General features: G+C 65.3%; 15 protein-coding genes. 5 read left to right on the top strand and 10 right to left on the bottom strand.

Features of this window, described 5'->3' with window-relative positions:
* Positions 1-4: 4 nt before the first annotated feature.
* Positions 5-1774, bottom strand: coding sequence for a bifunctional isocitrate dehydrogenase kinase/phosphatase (gene aceK / locus AzCIB_RS16345; RefSeq protein ID WP_050416856.1), 1770 nt, complete (start codon positions 1772-1774; stop codon positions 5-7).
* A gap of 307 nt (positions 1775-2081) precedes the next feature.
* On the opposite strand from aceK, the gene AzCIB_RS16340 reads away from it, so the two are divergent.
* Positions 2082-4319, top strand: a complete 2238-nt coding sequence (locus AzCIB_RS16340) for an NADP-dependent isocitrate dehydrogenase (RefSeq protein ID WP_050416855.1) — start codon at positions 2082-2084, stop codon at positions 4317-4319.
* A gap of 302 nt (positions 4320-4621) precedes the next feature.
* On the top strand, positions 4622-5866 hold the full coding sequence (gene icd, locus AzCIB_RS16335; protein ID WP_050416854.1) for an NADP-dependent isocitrate dehydrogenase: 1245 nt from the start codon (positions 4622-4624) through the stop codon (positions 5864-5866).
* A 93-nt stretch (positions 5867-5959) separates the two neighbouring features.
* Here the strand turns inward: icd and AzCIB_RS16330 are convergent, their stop codons facing one another.
* The 5 genes from AzCIB_RS16330 to AzCIB_RS16310 form a co-directional block, all read right to left on the bottom strand.
* Positions 5960-6220 (bottom strand): DUF4212 domain-containing protein, encoded by a 261-nt coding sequence (locus AzCIB_RS16330; protein WP_050416853.1) that lies wholly within the window; start codon positions 6218-6220, stop codon positions 5960-5962.
* An 18-nt stretch (positions 6221-6238) separates the two neighbouring features.
* Positions 6239-8290, bottom strand: a complete 2052-nt coding sequence (gene fusA / locus AzCIB_RS16325) for an elongation factor G (RefSeq protein WP_050416852.1) — start codon at positions 8288-8290, stop codon at positions 6239-6241.
* 76 nt (positions 8291-8366) lie between these two features.
* Entirely contained in the window at positions 8367-9989 is a 1623-nt protein-coding gene (locus tag AzCIB_RS16320) for an MFS transporter (protein WP_050416851.1), read from the bottom strand.
* 51 nt (positions 9990-10040) lie between these two features.
* Entirely contained in the window at positions 10041-10772 is a 732-nt protein-coding gene (locus AzCIB_RS16315) for an LrgB family protein (RefSeq protein WP_050416850.1), read from the bottom strand.
* Entirely contained in the window at positions 10769-11128 is a 360-nt protein-coding gene (locus AzCIB_RS16310) for a CidA/LrgA family protein (RefSeq protein ID WP_050416849.1), read from the bottom strand. The genes AzCIB_RS16315 and AzCIB_RS16310 overlap by 4 nt, the downstream gene beginning before the upstream one ends.
* Before the next feature lie 385 nt (positions 11129-11513).
* Here AzCIB_RS16310 and AzCIB_RS16305 point away from each other — a divergent pair, with 385 nt between their 5' ends.
* Complete coding sequence (locus tag AzCIB_RS16305) at positions 11514-13559, top strand: TonB-dependent receptor plug domain-containing protein (protein WP_232299448.1); 2046 nt, start codon at positions 11514-11516, stop codon at positions 13557-13559.
* 7 nt (positions 13560-13566) lie between these two features.
* Here the strand turns inward: AzCIB_RS16305 and AzCIB_RS16300 are convergent, their stop codons facing one another.
* Positions 13567-14505 carry a nucleoside recognition domain-containing protein gene (locus AzCIB_RS16300; protein ID WP_050416848.1) on the bottom strand — a complete coding sequence of 313 codons (939 nt, stop codon included), beginning with the start codon at positions 14503-14505 and terminating at the stop codon, positions 13567-13569.
* Positions 14506-14635: 130 nt separating this feature from the next.
* Here AzCIB_RS16300 and AzCIB_RS16295 point away from each other — a divergent pair, with 130 nt between their 5' ends.
* Positions 14636-15061 (top strand): acyl-CoA thioesterase, encoded by a 426-nt coding sequence (locus tag AzCIB_RS16295; RefSeq protein ID WP_050416847.1) that lies wholly within the window; start codon positions 14636-14638, stop codon positions 15059-15061.
* Between the two features lie 91 nt (positions 15062-15152).
* On the opposite strand, the gene AzCIB_RS16290 is transcribed toward AzCIB_RS16295, so the two are convergent.
* From AzCIB_RS16290 to AzCIB_RS16280, 3 genes are read right to left on the bottom strand one after another with little or no spacing between them, the layout of a single operon-like run.
* On the bottom strand, positions 15153-17330 hold the full coding sequence (locus AzCIB_RS16290; protein WP_050416846.1) for a malate synthase G: 2178 nt from the start codon (positions 17328-17330) through the stop codon (positions 15153-15155).
* 13 nt (positions 17331-17343) lie between these two features.
* Positions 17344-18120: a sulfite exporter TauE/SafE family protein gene (locus AzCIB_RS16285; protein WP_050416845.1), complete on the bottom strand. Its 777-nt coding sequence runs from the start codon at positions 18118-18120 to the stop codon at positions 17344-17346.
* Positions 18120-18824 (bottom strand): haloacid dehalogenase type II, encoded by a 705-nt coding sequence (locus tag AzCIB_RS16280; RefSeq protein ID WP_050416844.1) that lies wholly within the window; start codon positions 18822-18824, stop codon positions 18120-18122. Before AzCIB_RS16280 ends, AzCIB_RS16285 begins: the two co-directional genes overlap by 1 nt.
* A gap of 177 nt (positions 18825-19001) precedes the next feature.
* On the opposite strand from AzCIB_RS16280, the gene AzCIB_RS16275 reads away from it, so the two are divergent.
* On the top strand, positions 19002-19943 hold the full coding sequence (locus AzCIB_RS16275; protein ID WP_050416843.1) for a LysR family transcriptional regulator: 942 nt from the start codon (positions 19002-19004) through the stop codon (positions 19941-19943).

Below are 19943 nucleotides of genomic sequence, written 5' to 3'. Positions count from 1 at the left end.
CGTCTCAGGCGCCGCTGCGGCGGTCGCGGGACGGATGCAGGTGACAGAAGCGCAGTTCGTCGGGATAGGGGAAGAAGTCCTCGACGTAGCCGCTGCGGATAGACGCCTGCGTGCGCTGCCAGAAGGCCGGCGTCAGCAGGTCGCGGTGGTGTTTCAGGAAGGCCTGGCGCACGCGCGGGGCGCCTAGCAGGAAGGTTGCGAATTCCTCTGGAAAGACGTCCATCGGCCCGGTGGAATACCACGGCTCGCTCGACATCTCCATCTCCGGGTAGGGCGCCTCGGGGATGTGACGGAAGTTCATGTCCGTCATGTACTCGATCTCGTCGTAGTCGTAGAACACCACGCGGCCGTAGCGCGTGACGCCGAAGTTCTTCCACAGCATGTCGCCGGGGAAAATGTTCGTCGTGGCCATCTCCCTGATCGCGTTGCCGTATTCGCGCACGGCGTGCTCGACCTGTTCGTCGGTGGCGCGCTCGAGGTAGATGTTGAGCGGCGTCATGCGGCGCTCGATGTACAGGTGCTTGATGACGACCGAGTCGCCGTCGCTCTCGTAGGCGGTCGGCGCGAGGCTGCGCAATTCCTCGAGTAGTTCCGGATTGAAGCGCGCCAGCGGCAGGGCGGCGTTGGAGAACTCCAGCGTGTCGGCCATGCGGCCCACGCGATCGACACGTTTGACCATCAGGTACTTGCGCTTCACAGTGGCGCGATCCATGTTCTTGGAGGCCCCGAACACGTCCTTGATGACCTTGAACACGTAGGGGTAGGAGGGGAGCGTGAATACCAGCATCACGAGACCGCGGATGCCCGGCGCGATCACGAACTGGTCGTTGGAGTGGCGCAGGTGTGCGATGAGATCGCGGAAGAACATCGTCTTGCCCTGCTTGCCCAGTCCTAGCATCGTGTAGAGCTCCGAGCGGTGCTTGTTGGGCATGATCGAGCGCAGGAACTGGACGTAGCCGGACGGCACTTCCATGTCGACGAGGAAGTAGGCGCGTGACAGTGAGAACAGCACCGAGATGCGCCACGGGTCGAGCAGGATGGTGTCGATCTCCAGGCGCCCCGAGGCGTTGTGGCGCACCGCAATCGCGAACGGGTATTCCTGGTAGCCGTTGATGCCCTTGCCGATGATGTAGGCCGTCTTGTTGCGGTAGAAGGCCGAAAACAGCACCTGGATCTGGCAATTGACCTCCATGTCGGGCCACTCGCCGAGGTGCCGGTGCACGGTGTGCAGGATCAGGTCGATGTCGCGGTCGAGGTCTTCGAAGGGGCGCTGCCAGTCGAAGTCCTCGATGATGCGGCACACGGTGGCACGCAGACCCGCATCGCGCGGGTAGTAGCTGCTGTACACCGGCGGGTAGGACTCCATGTATTCGGTGGAGATCGCCGGGCGCGCGAACAGGTAGTCGTTATTGAAGTAGGTGCGGTGCAGGATCTTGCAGCACACCGAATTGAAGAAGGTCTCTGCGAGTTCCGGCTGCTTGTGGCGGATCAGGATGCCGATGTAGTGGAGCTTGGCCTGCTGCCAGGTGTCGTCGTCGACCGAATCGGCATCGAACTCCTCGTGCAGGCGGCGCACCGTCTCTTCGACGCGATCGTCGTAGAACTGCACGCGGTCGCGCACCGCGGTGAGCTGGGCCTGCCAGTCGGCGGCCTCGAAGCTTTCCTTCGCGCGCCGGGAGGTCTCGCGGAAGATGCGGTAGTGCTTGTTGAAGCCCTCGATCAGTGTCTGTGCGATCGACTGGGCAAGGACGTGTTCTCCCGTCGGTGCTTCCATGGCTTCCTCGTCACGGTTATGGCGGCGTGGCAACAGGACGAATGCGATCGATTCTAACGCGCTGCGAACGCGTTGCCCGACGGATCATGGCGCGTCGATCGGGTCCGGTGTTTATGTCTTATGAGACATCTTGTGTCTTATATAAGATCGGATTTATCGGAATTGCGCCAAACTGCTGTCGGTGCAGGTTTATAATAAGCGGTCGTCTAAAGAGGTCCGGGTGCAATCCCGCAATCTGGGGTGTACTCCGGTCGGTTCAAGCGTCGGCCTGGCTTCGCGCCATATAGAGATAATCCGGGAGAAATGCATGACAGACAAGAGTTCGACGATCATCTACACGCTCACCGACGAGGCGCCCCTGCTGGCGACCTATTCGCTGCTGCCGATCATCGAGACGTTCACGGCGCCGGCCGGTGTGACGATCCAGAAGACCGACATCTCGGTCGCGGCCCGCGTGCTGGCTGAATTCTCGGATTGCCTGACCGACGCTCAGAAGGTCCCGAATAACCTCGCCGAACTCGGCCGCCTGACCCAGGATCCGAACACCAACATCATCAAGCTGCCGAACATCAGCGCTTCCGTTGCGCAGCTGATCGCCTGCGTCAAGGAGCTCCAGTCGAAGGGCTACGCGGTCCCCGACTACCCGGAGAACCCGACGACCGAGGAAGAAAAGGCGCTGAAGGTGCGTTACGGCAAGTGCCTCGGCTCCGCGGTGAACCCGGTGCTGCGCGAAGGCAACTCCGATCGTCGCGCGCCTGCGGCAGTCAAGAACTACGCGAAGAAGCACCCGCACTCGATGGGCGAATGGAAGCAGTGGTCGCAGACCCACGTCTCGCACATGGAGCACGGCGACTTCTACCACGGTGAAAAGTCGATGACGCTCGACCGCGCGCGCAACGTGAAGATGGAACTCATCACGAAGAGCGGCAAGGCCGTCGTGCTGAAGCCGAAGGTCGCGTTGCTCGACGGCGAGATCGTCGACTCGATGTTCATGAGCAAGAAGGCGCTGTACGAGTTCTACGAAGCGCAGATGGAAGACTGCCGCAAGGCGGGCATCCTGTTCTCGCTGCACGTGAAGGCGACGATGATGAAGGTGTCGCACCCCATCGTCTTCGGCCACTGCGTGAAGATCTACTACAAGGAAGCCTTCGAGAAGCACGGCAAGCTGTTCGACGAGCTGGGCATCAACGTCAACAACGGCATGGCCACGCTGTACGAGAAGATCGCGACGCTGCCCGAATCGCAGCGCGACGAGATCATCCGCGACCTGCACGCCTGCCAGGAGCACCGTCCGCGTCTGGCGATGGTCGACTCGGCCAAGGGCATCACGAACTTCCATTCGCCCAACGACATCATCGTCGACGCTTCCATGCCCGCCATGATCCGTTCCGGCGGGAAAATGTGGGGCGCCGACGGCAAGCAGTACGACAGCAAGTGCGTAATGCCGGAATCGACCTTCGCCCGCATCTACCAGGAGATGATCAGCTTCTGCAAGTGGCACGGCAACTTCGACCCGGCGACGATGGGCACGGTGCCCAACGTCGGCCTGATGGCGCAGCAGGCCGAGGAATACGGCTCGCACGACAAGACTTTCGAGATGCCGGAAGACGGCGTCGCGAACATCACCGACCTCGACACCGGTGAAGTGCTGATGTCGCAGAACGTGGAAGAAGGCGACATCTGGCGCATGTGCCAGGTCAAGGACGCGCCGATCCGCGACTGGGTCAAGCTCGCCGTGACGCGTGCACGCAACTCGGGCATGCCGGCCATCTTCTGGCTCGACCCGTACCGTCCGCACGAGAACGAGCTGATCAAGAAGGTGCAGACGTACCTGAAGGATCACGACACGAGCGGCCTCGACATCCAGATCATGTCGCAGGTACGCGCGATGCGCTTTACGCTGGAGCGCGTGGCGCGCGGGCTGGACACCATCTCGGTGACCGGCAACATCCTGCGCGACTACCTGACCGACCTGTTCCCGATCATGGAGCTGGGCACCAGCGCGAAGATGCTGTCCATCGTCCCGCTGATGGCCGGCGGCGGCATGTACGAGACGGGCGCGGGCGGTTCGGCGCCCAAGCACGTGCAGCAGCTGGTCGAGGAAAACCACCTGCGCTGGGATTCGCTCGGCGAGTTCCTCGCGCTGGCGGTGTCGCTCGAGGAGATGAGCTTCAAGACCGGCAACGCGAAGGCGAAGCTGCTCGCGAAGACGCTCGACCAGGCGACCGGCAAGCTGCTCGACAACGACAAGTCGCCGTCGCGCCGTACTGGCCAGCTCGACAACCGCGGCAGCCACTTCTACCTCGCGCTGTATTGGGCCGAGGCGCTGGCTGCGCAGGGTGAGGATGCGGATCTGAAGGCCCGTTTCGCGCCGCTCGCCAAGACGCTGGCTGAGAACGAGCAGAAGATCGTCGCCGAACTCAGCGCCGTGCAGGGCAAGCCGGTCGATATCGGCGGTTACTACTATGCCGATCCGGTCAAGACCGAGGAGGTAATGCGCCCGAGCGCGACGCTCAACGCGGTGCTTGCTGCAGTGAATGCCTGACGGCGAGTTGCGCCGGTCCCGCCCTTGAGCGGGCGGAGCCGACACTCCAAAAAAGCCAGCGCAATGCGCTGGCTTTTTTTTGCCGGATTTTCCTTGGGAACCGCGTTGCCGCGGGACAACGCGAGCCGGATCGTGCGTCTCGCATTTTTGCGCCATAATCGCAAACTGGATTGGGGAGAATTCATCCGTTTTGCATGGTCCTGTCACGATCTGCATGCGCGATGGTCCCCCAGCTGCAAGCCAAGGGTTTTCAGCGACGAGCTGAATCGAGCGAGACACATCCACACGAAGAGGGAGTAGGCATGAGCGCATCCAAGATCAAGGTTCCCGCAGGTGGCCAAAAAATTGTTCCCGGCCAGACCATTCCCGACCAACCGATCATCCCCTTCATCGAGGGCGATGGCATCGGTGTCGACATCACGCCGGTGATGATCAAGGTCATCGACGCGGCGGTCGCGAAGGCATACGGTGGGAAGAAGAAGATCCACTGGATGGAAGTCTACGCGGGTGAGAAATCGACCCAGCTGTACGGCCCGGACGAGTGGCTGCCGAAGGAGACCTTCGACGCGCTGAAGGAGTACTCGGTTTCGATCAAGGGGCCGATGACCACCCCCGTCGGCGGCGGCATCCGTTCGCTGAACGTCGCGCTGCGCCAGGAGCTGGACCTGTATCAGTGCGTGCGGCCGGTACGCTACTTCAAGGGCGTGCCGTCGCCGCTGAAAAACCCGGAGCTGACCGACATGGTCATCTACCGCGAGAACACCGAGGACATCTACGCCGGCATCGAGTGGGCATCGGGTTCGGAGCAGGTGAAGAAGGTGATCGCCTTCCTGCAGAACGAGATGGGCGTGAAGAAGATCCGCTTCCCCGAGACCTCGGGCATCGGCATCAAGCCGGTGTCGGTGGAAGGCACTACCCGCCTGGTGCGTGCGGCGATCAGGTACGCGATCGACAACGATCGCAAGTCGGTGACGTTCGTGCACAAGGGCAACATCATGAAGTTCACGGAAGGCCTGTTCCGTGACACCGCTTACAAGCTCGCGCAGGATGAGTTCGGCGCCCAGCCGATCGACGGCGGCCCGTGGTGCAAGTTCAAGAACCCGAAGACCGGTCGCGAGATCGTCGTCAAGGACGCAATCGCCGACGCCTTCCTGCAGCAGATCCTGCTGCGTCCGGCCGAATACGACGTGATCGCGACGACCAACCTGAACGGCGACTACATCTCCGACGCGCTGGCCGCGCAGGTCGGCGGCATCGGCATCGCGCCGGGGGCGAACATCTCCGACCAGTACGCGTGCTTCGAGGCGACCCACGGCACGGCGCCGAAGTATGCCGGGCTGGACAAGGTCAACCCCGGTTCGCTGATCCTGTCGGCGGAGATGATGCTGCGTCACATGGACTGGAAGGAAGCCGCGGACCTCGTCATCAAGGCCATGGAAGCGGCGATCGGCGACAAGGTCGTGACTTACGACTTCGCGCGCCTGATGGAGGGCGCGCAGGAAGTGTCGTGCTCGGCCTTCGGGGACGCGATGATCGCGCGCATGTAAGATGCAACTGCAGGCGCCCCGCGCGGGGCGCTCCGACGAAAAACCCGCCGAATCGACGAAACGGCGGGTTTTTTGTTGCCGCTTGCGGGGATTTCAGCGCTTTTCGCCGATCTGGTACTTGCGGTCGAGGTAGTTCATCGCCAGCACGTAGATCCCGATCAGGATCACGAAGGTGATCTGCGAGCCCTGGGCGAAGATGTAGAAGCCGAGCGGGAAGCTCATGAACGTGAAGCGGTTGAGTTCGTCCGCGTAGTAGCCGGCGACGAAGCTCACGAGAAACCACACCGACAGCAGCGAGAAGGTCAGCAGCAGGTTGCTGCGCCAGTACGCCCGATGCTGTTCGGTGAGTTTCATCGTGTTCCCTCGCAGGTCTTACTGGCCGCTGCCGTGGCCGGTCCAGGACTTGGCGAGGCGTTGCTGCACGTCCTGCGGGGCGGGCTCGTAGCCGGCTGCGGTCATCGAGAACTCGCTCTCGCCGGCGCAGATGGCCTTAAGGCGCGCCTCGAAGCCTTCCATCTCGGCCAGCGGCAGGGTGGCCGTGAGCAGCATGACGCCGCTCGCCGGGCTTTCGGTCGTCGTGAGGTGGCCCCGGCGGCCCGCAAACTCGGCGCTGACTTCGCCGAAGTTGCCGTCGGCGACTTTCACCGTGACGCTGACGAGCGGTTCCAGCACCACCGGACGTGCGGCGAGCAGCGCCTCGAGCGTCGCATGCCGGCCGGCCGTGACGAAGGACACCTCGTTCGAGTCGACGGCGTGCGCCTTGCCGTCGACCAGCACGACCCTGACGTCCTGCACCGGGAAGCCGGCGAGCGCGCCTTCGGCCAGCGCCTGGCGCACGCCCTTTTCGACCGCCGGCAGGAAGTTGGTCGGGATCGCGCCGCCCTTGACCTCGTTGCCGAGCTCGATACCGGAGCCGCGCGGGAGCGATTCGACGCGCAGGGCCACTTCGCCGAACTGGCCGGCGCCGCCGCTCTGCTTCTTGTGCCGGTAGCGCGCTTCCGCCGTACCGTTGATGGTCTCGCGATAGGGCACGGACGGTGTCGCGGTGTCGAACTGCAGGTTCCAGCGCGCGCGCAGCTGCTCGAGGATGATCTTCAGGTGCAGCTCGCCGAGTCCGCGCACGACGGTCTGGCGGGCCTGATGGTCGAAGCCGACTTCGAGGCACGGGTCTTCGTCGAGCAGGCGCGCAAGCGCTTCTGCGAGCTTCTGTTCGTCGCCGTGTTTCTGCGGGATCAGCGCGAGCCCGAACACAGGCTGCGGGTAGCTCGCGGGTGCGAGGTGGTAATTGTCCTCGTCGTGCGAGTCATGCAGCACCGCTCCCGGGTGGATGTCGTCGACGCGCGCGACGGCGCAGATGTCGCCGGGCACGCCCAGTGGCGTCTCCGCCTGGTTCTTGCCCTGCAGCCGTAACAGGTGAGAGACCTTGAAAGGTTTGCGGCTGTCGCCGATGTAGAGCTGGGTGTTGGGGCTGATGCGCCCCTGATGGATGCGGAACAGGCCCAGCTTGCCACGGTAGGGGTCGTTGGCGACTTGGAACACGTGTGCGATGACGTGCCGTTCCGGATCGGCGGCGACTTCGACTGCCTGCGCTGCGGCGCCTTCGCCCTTGAAGAAGCGCGGCGGGTTGCCTTCGGTCGGGTCGGGCATGAGGCGGCCGAGGATGTCGAGCAGTTCCTTTACGCCGGCGCCGGTGCGGGCGGAGACGAAGCACACCGGGATCAGGTGGCCTTCGCGCAGGGCTTGCTCGAAGGGGGCGTGGAGCTGCTCGGGATCGAGCGATTCGCCTTGTTCGAGATAGCTCGCCATCAGGGCCTCGTCGAGTTCGACGACCTGGTCGACGATGCTGTCATGTGCGGCGGAGACCGAGGAGAACGCGGGTTCGCGGTTGGCGTCGGGGTCGAAGAAGCAGTCGATCACCGAATCGCCGCTTGCGGACGGCAGGTTGATCGGCAGGCATTCGCGTCCGAAGGTTGCGCACAGCTCCTCCAGCAGCGCGGCGAGCGATGCCGGCGTGGCGGCGTCGATCTTCGACACGACAACGAGGCGGCACTTGTCGCGCGCGGCCTCCATCATGCGGCGGGTGCCGCTCTCGATGCCGGCCGGGGCGCTCACCACTACTGCGGCGGTCTCGACCGCGGGCAGCGCGGTCAGGGCGCGGCCGGCGAGGTCGGGGAGTCCCGGGGTGTCGAGGAGATTGACCCAGTGCCCCGCCCATTCGAGGTGTGCGAGCGAGGTCGACAGCGAGTGCCCCATCGCCTTTTCCTGGGGGTCGAAATCGCTGACGGTATCGCCGCGCTCGATCGTGCCGGTGGCGCCGATGGTGCCCGAGGCGACGAGCAGGGCCTCGAGCAGGGTGGTCTTGCCGCAGCCGGCATGGCCGAGTAATGCAAGGTTGCGGATGTCGTGAACCGAAGCAGGTGTCATGGACTTGTCCTCAGGTGGCCTTTGTCTCGCAGTTTCCCCCTGTCGTCGCGGCTGTGCAACGGTTTCGCGCCTATGCTCATGCGCTGCGCAGCCCGAGCAGGCGGGTGGCGGCGATTGCCAGCAGCGGCAGCGCGAGGCCCAGCACCAGGACCGTCAGGAGGAGCTGACCGAGTTCGGAGTAATCCGCCGGCACCGTGATCGCAGCGCTCGCAGCGTCGCGCACTTCGCGGGTGACCGTGTAGATGCCGTTGAGGTACTTGGTGCCGAGCTGGGAGGCCGACAGGGCGAGGTTGGTGAACGAGGCCATCACCGCGAAGAAGGTCGCCTTGAGGTGTGCCGGGGCTGAGTTCGCGATCCATGCGAGCATCGGCACCATCGACACCTGTCCGAGCGGCGACTCCAGTGCGGTGTTGGCGATGGCGATGAAGCGCGCGTCGACGAGGCCGCCCGTCGCGGCCGCGGTCCATTCGTGCAGGCCGTGGAACATGCCGATGATGGGCAGCGACAGCAGCGTGCTGGCGAGGGTCAGGAAGATGACGATGTGTGCGATCGACTTTTCCGCCATGAAGCGGCGGAACAGGAAGAGGCCAGCGAGCGTGAGGGTGCTGGTGATGAGGTCGAGCCGCGACAGGAAGCTCTGGTCGAAGCCCAGTTCGTCGATCATCCACCAGCTCGCGCCGGCGCCGGGGCCGGGCATGGCGCGGAAGACGAAGATCACGATCACGGTGCCGAGCAGGGTGCGGCGGGCGTCGTCGGAGAGTTCGCGCAGGAGGCGGAAGATCATCACGCCGATGATGGTGAACGAGGCGCCGAAGATCAGTTCCTGGCCGTAGCCGAGGCCGGACAGGCCGACCGCCAGGGTCAGCGCGACGAAGGCCGCGCTGCCGCCGAGGATCCACCAGTTCGGGGCGGTAGTCTGCTCGGGTGCGTGGACGAGGCGATCGATTTCCGCCGCGCCACGGCCGAGGCGGGCGAGGCGCCGGGCTTCGCGGCGCTTGAGGATGCCCGCGAGCAGTACGCCACTGATCGACATCAGCGGGATGACCAGCGCGAGCTCGTAGATGCGCACGTAGATCGCGATCTTGTCCGCTTCCGGCAGCGTTTCGCTGCCTTGGAACATCGCGACGTTGGCCAGCGACACGAGCACGGTGCCGCCGATGATCGCGACGCGGCCGAGCATCTGCATCGTGGTGTGCATCAGGCGCACGGTCTCGTCCGGGAAGGGGCGGCCGTCTTCGCCGATGCGCGGTACGGCTTCGACCGTCATCGCGTCGGCGACGGCGTCCTGCATCACGTAACCGATCGGTGCGAGCAGCGTGGAAAGTACGAACCAGGCCTCCGCCGACATGACCTGCCGCATTGCGGCGGGGTTGCCGATCAAGCCGATCATGATGATCAGGCTGGCGGCGATGAGCGAGGCGCCGAGATAGACCAGCCCGGCCTTGTACCGCCATAGCAGGTCCACGAGATGGCCGATGGGCATTTTGAGCGCCCACGGGATACCCGCCCAGAATCCCAGCGCGGCGAGGAAGGAGGCTGACAGGCCGAGGTAGTCCTTGACGAAGAAGGTGCCGACGATGCCGGTGAGGCCGGAAACTCCCGCCGCGACATAGACCATCAGCGGCGGCAGGTAGGACAGGCGCATCTCGCGGCCGAGTTCGAGGATGGTGCGGTCGAGCCAGCGAAGCAGGGCGGTCATCGGGGGCGGATTCCGTTTGGGCTTGGATGAGGAAGGATGGGGCGCCGGCGATCAGTGCTGGAGCGACTCGAGCCAGGGCAGGATCCACGGCAGCATCGCGGCGGTGAGCAGTCCGTTGAGACCCATCGCCAGCGCGGCGAAGGCGCCGGCCTGTTCGCTGACCTGGAAGGCGCGTGCGGTGCCGATGCCGTGCGACGCGATGCCGATCGCGAAACCGCGTACGGCGTGGTCCTCGATTCGCAGCAGGCGATAGACGTAGCGGGCGCCGACGGCACCGAGGATGCCGGTGCTCATCACCAGCACCGCGGTCAGCGAGGGCAGGCCGCCGAGGCGCTCGGCGACGCCCATCGCGATCGGCATCGTCACGCTCTTGGGCGCCATCGACATCACCGACTCGCGGCTGGCGCCGAGCAGCGCGGCGATGCCGACGGCCGAGAGGGCGGCGGTCAGCGAACCGGCGACGAGCGTGACGAGGAGCGGCAACAGCATCCCCTTCAGGCGTTCCCACTGTGCATAGAGCGGGATCGCCAGCGCGACCGTCGCCGGGCCGAGCAGGAAGTGCACAAACTGCGCACCGTCGAAGTAGGTCTGGTAGGGCGTGCCGGTGAGTGTCAGGACGAGCACGAGGACGGTCACCGCGACCATCACCGGATTGAGCAGCGGGTGGTGGTTCGCCCCGCGGTAGAGCCACAACGCGCCCTGATAGGCGAGCAGCGTGAGGGTCAGGCCGAGCAGCGGTGTGGTGGAGAGGTAGACCCAGATTTCGCCGAGTGCCGGGTTCATTGCTGCTCCTCGCCGTGCGGCGTGTGTCGGGATAGTGCATGGAGGAGCAGCGCCGAGATCGCGATCGACAGCAGGGTGCTCGCGATCAGTGCCACCGTGAGCGGCAGCCATTCGTCGGCGAGGCGTTGGAAGTGGAGCATGACGCCGGTGCCGGCCGGGATGAACAGCAGCGAAAGATGCTGCAGGATGCCCGTCGCGGTGCCGCGCAGCTCGGCGCTCGGTCCCTTGCGCAGGACCAGGGTGGCAAACATGAGTCCCATGCCGATGACCGGGCCGGGAATAGGGAGGTCGAGCCCGCGGGCGAGTGCTTCGCCGATGAGCTGGAAGACAAGCAGAAGGGTAAGTGCGCCGATCATCGGGTTGCGTGGTTCCTGTCGCGCGAAGTGGCCCTCATTCTAGTGTCTGGGGCGATCCCGGCGTAAGGGTGTGCGTTTCGTTCGACGAGGCGGACCGTGGACGTGATTTCGTGGGCGATCGCAGGCCACTGGTCCCATTTTGGGGATACTCGACGCCGCTTAGCCGAAATGTTGCGTTGCCGCGCGCGAATTTTCTGGTTCAATGACGAATAGGGTGTTTGGCGCTGTGCCGCGGACGGGAAAGCGCCGCGTCGAGGGGACCTCGGGCGGGTCGCCCATGGGGTCATCATCGTTGCTGCATCGCGGCATGAATTGGCGACGCAAGATTGCAGTCCGGGAATCGAACGGGGTGGAGATGGGGGTAAGGAACGCTTCGGTGGTCCTGATGGCTGTGCTCGCCGGACCGGCCGTGGGGGCAGATGAAATCGGACCGCTTGCCCGCGTGGTCGAGGACCCTTTCTTCGACGAACTGCCGGTCGTGCTGTCGGTGTCGCGTCTGGCGCAGCCCTTGCGCGACGCGCCGGGCTCGGTCACCGTGATCGATGCCGACACGATACGCACCTCGGGTGCGCGCGATCTCGCGGATCTCCTGCGCCTGGTGCCGGGCTTCCTTGTCGCGCACTCGTTCAACGGCGCGCCGAATGCCGTCTACCACGGCATGACCGACGAGAATCCGCGCGGGCTGCAGATCCTGATCGACGGGCGCTCGCAATACAGCCCGCTGTTCTTCGGCGGCGTCGCGTGGAACCTGATCGATGTGTCGCTCGACGAGATCGAGCGCATCGAGGTGATTCGCGGTTCGAATTCGGCAGCCTATGGTTCGAATGCGTTTCTCGGCGTCGTGAATGTCGTCACGCGCTCCGCGGCCGAGACCCTGGGCGTCCGCGTGCGTGTCGGGGAAGGCAATGACGGTATCGCAGACCGCCATGCCCGGGTCGGCATGCGCTTCGGCGACGCCATGGTGCGCCTGAGCGCGGAGAGCACCCGCGACAACGGGGTGAAGCATTTCGACGATCGCCGCGAGAACCGGCGGGTGAATCTGCGCGCCGACATTCCCGTCGGTGCCGCGGATGAAGTGCAGGTTCAGGCAGGCCATGTGGAAATGGCATTGCGGACGGGGCAGGTGGACGCAGTCACGAACCCGCCGCGCGAACAAAAGGCGCTCAAGGAATTTCTCTCGCTCGGCTGGACGCGCAACTTCGCCGATGGTGGCGCCCTGTCCCTGCGCTACACGCGCTCGAACGAGGTGTACGACGACGCTTTCCTCGCGCGGGATTCCGGGCTGAGTCTGTTCATCGACTATCACACCAGCACTACGCGCGACGAAGTGGAGTTCCAGCATACCGTGGTGCCGTCGTCGGAGACTCGACTGGTGTGGGGGGCGGGCGGGCGCTACGACGCGGTGCGCGGCGAGCAGTTCTACGGCCGCGGCGGCGATGCGGTGCGACAGAATGTGCATCGCCTGTTCGGCAATTTCGAGTGGCGTCCGTCGGAAGCATGGACGACCAATCTCGGGTTGACGTGGGAAAACGACTCACTCTCGGACACCTCGCTCGCGCCGCGCCTGGCGGTGAATTACCACCTTTCGTCGCGACAGACGCTGCGCGCCGGGCTTTCGCGCGCGCATCGCATTCCCTCGCTGACGGAGGCGAAATCGCGCGAGTTCTACGGTGCCCTCGATGTCGGGTCGCCCTTTGGGGTGATTCCGTTGGAAATCGATCGCAATGCGAGCGGAGACGTCCACAAGGAGCGCATCGATGTCGCCGAGATCGGTTACCTAGGGGATTTCCGCGAGCAGGGGCTGTTCGTCGATGTGCGCGTGTTCCAGGAAGAAGTCCATGACCGCATCCTGCCGGTTTCGCTCAGGCTGGTGCCACCGCAATGCGAGGTCCTGGGGCTGCTGGAGGGCTCTTGCGGCGCGTACAAGGACTACCTGAACGGGCAGGATCTGGACATCCGCGGCGCGGAGTACCAGTTGCGTTGGCGTCCGCGCCAAGGCAGCGAGTTTACCGTGAACCAGTCCTTCGCGACGATCACGGCGCATGCCAATTCCCGCTTGGTGACAGTCAATCGCGGACTCGCACAGGATGCCGAGCGCCATATGGAGCATTCGGTGCCCGACCACATCACGATGCTGCGGTGGACGCAGGCGCTGCCGGCGGGCATGGAAATGTCGATTGCCCATTTCCGCTACGGACGCTTCCAGTGGACGACGCACACCTCGGTCGACGCTTTCGAGCGTACCGATGTGCGGCTGGCCTATCCCTTCCGTGCGGGGCCGACGGGCGGCGAGCTTGCACTCACCGTGCAAGGCATCGAAGGGCGTCGCGCAGAGTTCCGGCGGCGCGGCGCGGACCGCCACGACCGCGACTTCGCGCCACCGCAGTTTCTCGACCCGCGCGCCTGGGTCAGCGTGACGCTGGAATTCTGACGGGGCTTCAGGCGAACAGCGCGTGACCGGCAGTGCGCGCGAGGATGCCGACGCCGGCGCCGAGCGCGGCCGGTTTCCACACCCCCGCGACGCGCCTGCCTGCGGAGATGAGCACCGCCACGCCCGGAACGTCCAGCGGGTGGATCAGGAACCCCGCGCTGCGGTTGAGCATCCCGACGCTGGCGGTCCCGTCCCGCAGCATTTCGTCCATCACCCCCATCATGGCCGTGCCGCCGCCAATGTACTTGGTCAGGGTCGGCAGGATCAGCGCGGGGTCGATCGACACCGCGGTCATCGCGGGGGTGAGGACGCGCGTGAGCAGGTCCACGGCACCGCTCGTGCGCAGGGCCAGCACCGCGACGAGCGCGAGCACGAGCATGGGGATTGCGCCCACGGCGATCTTGAAGGCTTCCGCGCCGGCGCGGTTGATGACGTCGAGCACGCCCTTGGCGTCTTCGGCGACGCGATGGTGCAGGGTCTCGTCGAGTTGCCCTTCGACGGCCGACAATCCGCGGGCGAAGCCGTGGTAGGTGGCGGCGGCGGCGACGAGGCCGCCGACGACGGACAGCACAAGGGTCAGCCCGAAATCCAGCCCCATCGCGATCATCGGAAAAGCTGCGTTGGCCTGCGCCATCGCCATCACCATCGCCAGCGTCGCGGCGAGGTGGCGGTCGGAGGCGCCGCGGCTCTCCATCATCGTCAGCGTTGCGATTGGTGCGGCGAAGCTGACGAAATTGATCTGCAGCGCGGCAAAGACGCCCAGTCCCGTCAGTCCGGCGGGACGCAGTACAGGGGCGAGCACATGTACGACTCGGTCGAGGACGCCCTTCGCTTCGAGCAGGCGCATCAGCGACAGCATGACGACCATCACCGGCAGGAGCACGAACAGGGCGAGTTCGACCGCGGAGCGCCCGGCGCGCAGGATGATGTCGGTGATGATGTCCATGTCGGTGGTCTGGATTGTGCAGTGCAGCGAATTCTACCGGAGCATGCGTCGCGGATGCGGGTATTGCCCTTACGCGGCGTCGGGGCCTATCGTTCGAGTTCAAATAATTTGAAATGACAAGGAGACGGGCATGGCGATGGTGGAGACGGCGCGTGGCACGGTGTACGAATGGCAGCGCGACCACATGGGGCACGTCAACGTGCGTGCCTACCTGGAGTTCTTCGATGCGGCCTGCTGGCAGTTCTATGGGATGCTCGGGCTGAGTCCGTCGCGGCTGCGCAGCGGGGAATTGAAGCTGGCCGCGGTGCAGCAGAACATCAGTTACATGAAGGAGCTGTATCCGGGCGACACGGTCGTCGTACGAACCGGCGTTGTCGACCTGCGCGAAAAGGTCGTCCGTTTTCGCCACGAGCTGCTGAGCACTGAAAACGGCGAGCTGTCGGCAGTGTGCGAATTCACCGCCGTGTGCCTGAACCCGGAAACGCGCCGCTCGCGGCCTTTTCCCGCCGATGTCGCGCTGCGCGCGGAACGGTTGATGCTGCCTGCCGAAAGCTGAGACGGAGCGGCACAAGAAAAAAACGGCACCGCATGCGCGGTGCCGTCCGTGGGCTTGCCGGCCGGACGCGAGGTCCGGCCCGCGAGGCGACTCAGCCTTGCGCCTTCTTCACCTGACGCCACTTGTGCAGCAGCGGTTCGGTGTAGCCGCTGGGCTGCGCGCAGCCCTTGAAGATCAGGTCCTTGGCAGCCTGGAAGGCGACCGACTTGTCGAAGTCCGCGGCCATCGGCTGGTACAGCGGGTCGCCGGCGTTCTGCTGGTCGACGACGGCCGCCATGCGTTTCAGCGTTTCCATGACCTGCGCCTCGTTGGTCACGCCGTGGCGCAGCCAGTTGGCGATGTGCTGGCTGGAGATGCGCAGCGTCGCGCGGTCTTCCATCAGGCCGATGTTGTTGATGTCCGGCACCTTCGAGCAGCCCACGCCCTGGTCGACCCAGCGTACGACGTAGCCGAGGATGCCTTGGGCGTTGTTGTCGAGCTCCTGCTGGATCTCGGTGGCGCTCCAGTTCGCGGTGGCCGCGACTGGCACGGTCAGCAGGTTGTTGAGGAGGGTTTCGCGTTCGGCGGCGAGGCTGATCTTCTCCATCTCCTGCTGCACGGCCTGGACGTCGACCTGGTGGTAGTGCAGCGCGTGCAGGGTCGCGCCGGTCGGCGACGGCACCCACGCGGTCGTGGCGCCGGCCTTCGGGTGGCCGATCTTCTGCTTCAGCATCTCGGCCATCAGGTCCGGCATCGCCCACATGCCCTTGCCGATCTGCGCCTTGCCGCGCAGGCCGCAGTCGAGGCCCACCAGCACGTTCTGGCGCTCGTAGGCCTGGATCCACGCGGAGCTCTTCATGTCGCCCTTGCGGATCATCGGGCCCGCTTCCATCGCGGTGTGCATCTCGTCGCCGGTGCGGTCGAGGAAGCCGGTGTTGATGAAGGCGACGCGCGACTCGGCGGACTTGATGCAGGCGGCGAGGTTCACCGAGGTGCGGCGCTCCTCGTCCATGATGCCGACCTTCATCGTGCTGGCGGGCAGGCCCAGCATCTGTTCGACGCGGCCGAACAGCTCGTTGGTGAAGGCGACTTCGGCCGGGCCGTGCATCTTCGGCTTCACGATGTACATGCTGCCGGTGCGCGAGTTGTTCTTCAGCTTCAGGTCGCGCAGCGAGATCAGCGCCGTGAGGACGCCGTCCATGATCCCTTCGGGGATTTCCGCGCCGTCGGCCAGCAGGATCGCCGGGTTGGTCATCAGGTGGCCGACGTTGCGGATGAACAGCAGCGAGCGGCCATGCAGGCGCAGCGCGCCGCCGTTCGGCGTGGTGTATTCGCGGTCCGCGTTCATTGTGCGCTCGACCGTCTTGCCGCCCTTCTCGAAAGCCTCGACGAGGGTGCCGGTGATGAGGCCCAGCCAGTTGCGGTAGGCGAGGACCTTGTCCTCGGCGTCGACCGCGGCGACCGAGTCCTCGCAGTCCATGATGGTCGAGATCGCGGCTTCGACCAGCACGTCCTTGATACCGGCGACGTCGGTTTTGCCGATCGGGTGGTTGCGGTCGAACTGGATCTCGAGGTGCAGGCCGTTGTTCTTGAGCAGCACGGCCTTCGGTGCGGCAGCGTCGCCTTGGTAACCGGCGAACTTCGACGCGTCGGCGAGGCCGGTCTTCGTGCCGTCCTGCAGCGTGACGACCAGCTTGCCGCCTTCAACCGCGTAACCAGCGGCCTTCGTGTGGTCGCCCTGGGCGAGCGGGGCGGCCTGGTTCAGCACGTCACGCGCGAAGGCGATGACGCGCGCGCCGCGCGCCGGGTTGTAGGACGAGCCGGCTTCCGCTCCGGCGTCCGAGGGGATTGCGTCGGTGCCATAGAGGGCGTCGTACAGGCTGCCCCAGCGCGCGTTCGCGGCGTTCAATGCGTAGCGGGCGTTCATGATCGGCACGACGAGCTGTGGGCCGCATTGCTCGCGGATCTCGATATCGACGTTGGCGGTCGTAACCTTGAACGGAGCGGGCACCGGCTGCAGGTAGCCGATCTTCTCGAGGAACGCGCGGTAGGCCGGCATGTCCTGGATCGGGCCGGGATGGGCGCGGTGCCAGTTGTCGAGTTCGACCTGCAGGCGATCACGCTCGGCGAGCAGCGCGCGGTTCTTCGGTGCGAGTTCGTTGGCGAGCTCGCTGAAGCCCTTCCAGAATGCGCCGGCGTCAACGCCGGTGCCGGGCAGGGCTTCGGTTTCGATGAAGCGATGCAGTTCGGCGTCGACCTGCAGCTGATGGCATTGGATTCTCGTGCTCATGGTTCCTCGCTCTTCAGATGAGATAGGTTTTGTAGAAATAGTAGACGGTGAGGATGCTGCCCACCCCGATGATGAAACGCCTCAACCACACGGCCGGCACCTTGCGGGCACCGACTGCCCCCCAGTAACCGCCTATGGCGGCGGTGACGATCATGACCAGCGTGTGCGGCCAGCTCACGGCGCCGGCGGCGACGAAGGTGACCACCGCGACGCTGTAGATGATGGCCGACAGCCAGTTCTTCAGTGCGTTGATGTCGTGGATGTCGCGGTGGCCCTGGATCGCCAGCGCCGCGATCATCACGATGCCCATGCCGGCGCCGAAGAAACCGCCGTAGATCGACACGCCGAGCTGGAACAGCAGGCCGCCGGCAGTACCGTGCGAGGGGCTCACATCGGTGCGCTGGCGGAGCCGTGCAAGCAGCGCGGAGATCTGCCCGCTGCCGGCGAACATCACCGTCGCGACGAGTAGCAGCCACGGGATCAGCTTCGAAAAGGTGTCGTCCCGGGTGGACAGCAGCAGCAGCCCGCCGGCGATGCCGCCCACGAGCGCGACGAGCGACAGTGTGGCCAGACCTTTGCGGAAGCGCGCGAGTTCGCGGCGGTAGGCCCAGGCGCTTGACAGGCTGGCGGGCCACAGCGCGACCGCATTGCTGGCGTTCGCGACCACGGGCGGCACGCCGACGGCGAGCAGGGCGGGGAAGGAGAAGAAGGTGCCGCCGCCGGCGACCGAATTCATCGCCCCCGCCATTGCGGCGGCCAGTCCGATGATGAGGATCTCGCTGGGGCTCATCAGCGGGCAGCGGGCGCACAGCGCGCCTGCACGAATTCGACGATGTCGGTCAGGCGCTGGCCGACCGCGGTGGGGGTGACGCCGAGTTCTTCCATCGGCAGCTGCGCGCGGTTGATCCAGAAGCTCGTGTAGCCGAACCAGGTCGCGCCGGCGGCGTCCCAGCCGTTCGAGGACACGAAGAGGATCTCCTTCGCCGGCACGCCGAAGGCGTCGGGGCCGAGCTGGTAGGCGGCGTCGGCGGTCTTGTACTGGTGCACGGCGTCTACCGACAGCACGTGGTCGAAGAGCCCGCTCATGCCGGCGCTCTTGATCGCCACGTCGAGCATCTGCGGCGTGCCGTTCGACAGCACGGCCATCGGCAGGCCCAGCGCGCGCAAAGCCTTCAGCGCGCCGAGGTTCTCCGGAAAAGGCGACAGGCAGGCATACTGGTTCATCAGCTGGCGGCGGAGCGAGTCGTTCATCGCGAGGCCGAGCTTGTTGGCCGAATACACGAGCCCGTCCTCGGTGACTTCGAGGAAGGGTTTGTAGCGTCCGGACAGGGTGCGCAGGAAGGAGTACTCGATCTGCTTCAGGCGCCACAGCGCGGTCAGCGCCTCGCCTTTGCCCGGGAACAGCTGTTCCGCGAGCGCGCCCACCGAGTACACGTCGAACAGCGTGCCGTAGGCGTCGAAGGCGACTGCGCGGATGCGTTCGGAGGGTTTCATGCGGGGTTCCTGGTGTTGTCGTTCGCGCCTTGCGTGGCCGGCATCGCTGCCGGCCACGGTGGCGTCTGTCGTTCGGGCAGCGTCTCCTCCGCCCTTTGTTGAGGATGAAGTGTATTGAACTCTTGTATAGGACTGAATACTCTGTCAGGTCAATTGATCTTTTACTAAAAGTACAAAATGGATGCGTTCAAGCAGGTCGAAACCTTCGTCAGTGTCGCGACCAAGGGTAGCCTCTCGGCCGCGGCACGGGCGGAGGGCGTCACTCCCGCGGTAATCGGTCGCCGGCTCGACGCGCTGGAGCAGCGCCTGGGCGTCAAGCTCGTGACGCGCACGACGCGCAGCATCTCGCTGACTTTCGAGGGCGCGGCCTTCGTTGAGGATTGCCAGCGCATCCTCAATGATCTCGCCAATGCGGAGGCCTCGGTGAGCCTGGGGGGCGTGAAGGCGAGCGGCCATATCCGCGTGTCCGCGCCGGCCGGCTTCGGGCGGCTGCATGTCGCGCCGCTGCTGCGCGAGTTCCTGGAGATGAATGCGGACGTGTCCTGCACGCTGGACCTCACCGACCGCGTCGTGGATCTGGTGAATGAGAGCATCGATTGCGCGATCCGCATCGGTGAACTGCCGGACTCCAGCCTCGTGTCGATCCGGCTCGCGGAGAACCGGCGGGTGGTAGTCGCCAGCCCGGCCTATCTGGCGCGTCACGGGTCGCCGGCGGCGCCGCAGGATCTCGCCGGGCACAATTGCCTCTCGCTCGGCCTGCAGCGCGGCTGGCTGTTCTGCGACGAGAAGGGCGAGACGATCGCGGTGAAGGTGAGCGGGCGGCTCGAATGCAACGACGGTGCGGTGCTGCACCAGTGCGCGCTGGCCGGCGACGGGCTGGCGTGGCGTTCGCGCTGGGAAGTCGACGCCGATCTGCGGGCGGGGCGCCTGGTGACGGTGCTCGATGAGTTCGCCGCGCCGACGATGGGGATCTATGCGGTGTTTCCGCAGCGCAAGCGCCTTGCGCTACGGGTGCGCCTGTTCATCGACCACCTGAAGAACCATTACGGCCGCCCGGACTACTGGGTGTCCTCGCCGCCGTCGATCGCCGCGCCCTCGATCACCGGGCGCGCGACCTGA

It is taken from the genome of Azoarcus sp. CIB, from assembly GCF_001190925.1.
GTDB lineage: Bacteria > Pseudomonadota > Gammaproteobacteria > Burkholderiales > Rhodocyclaceae > Aromatoleum.
The sequence above is the reverse complement of the archived record's forward strand: the minus strand, read 5'-3'. Positions and strand labels throughout refer to the sequence as shown.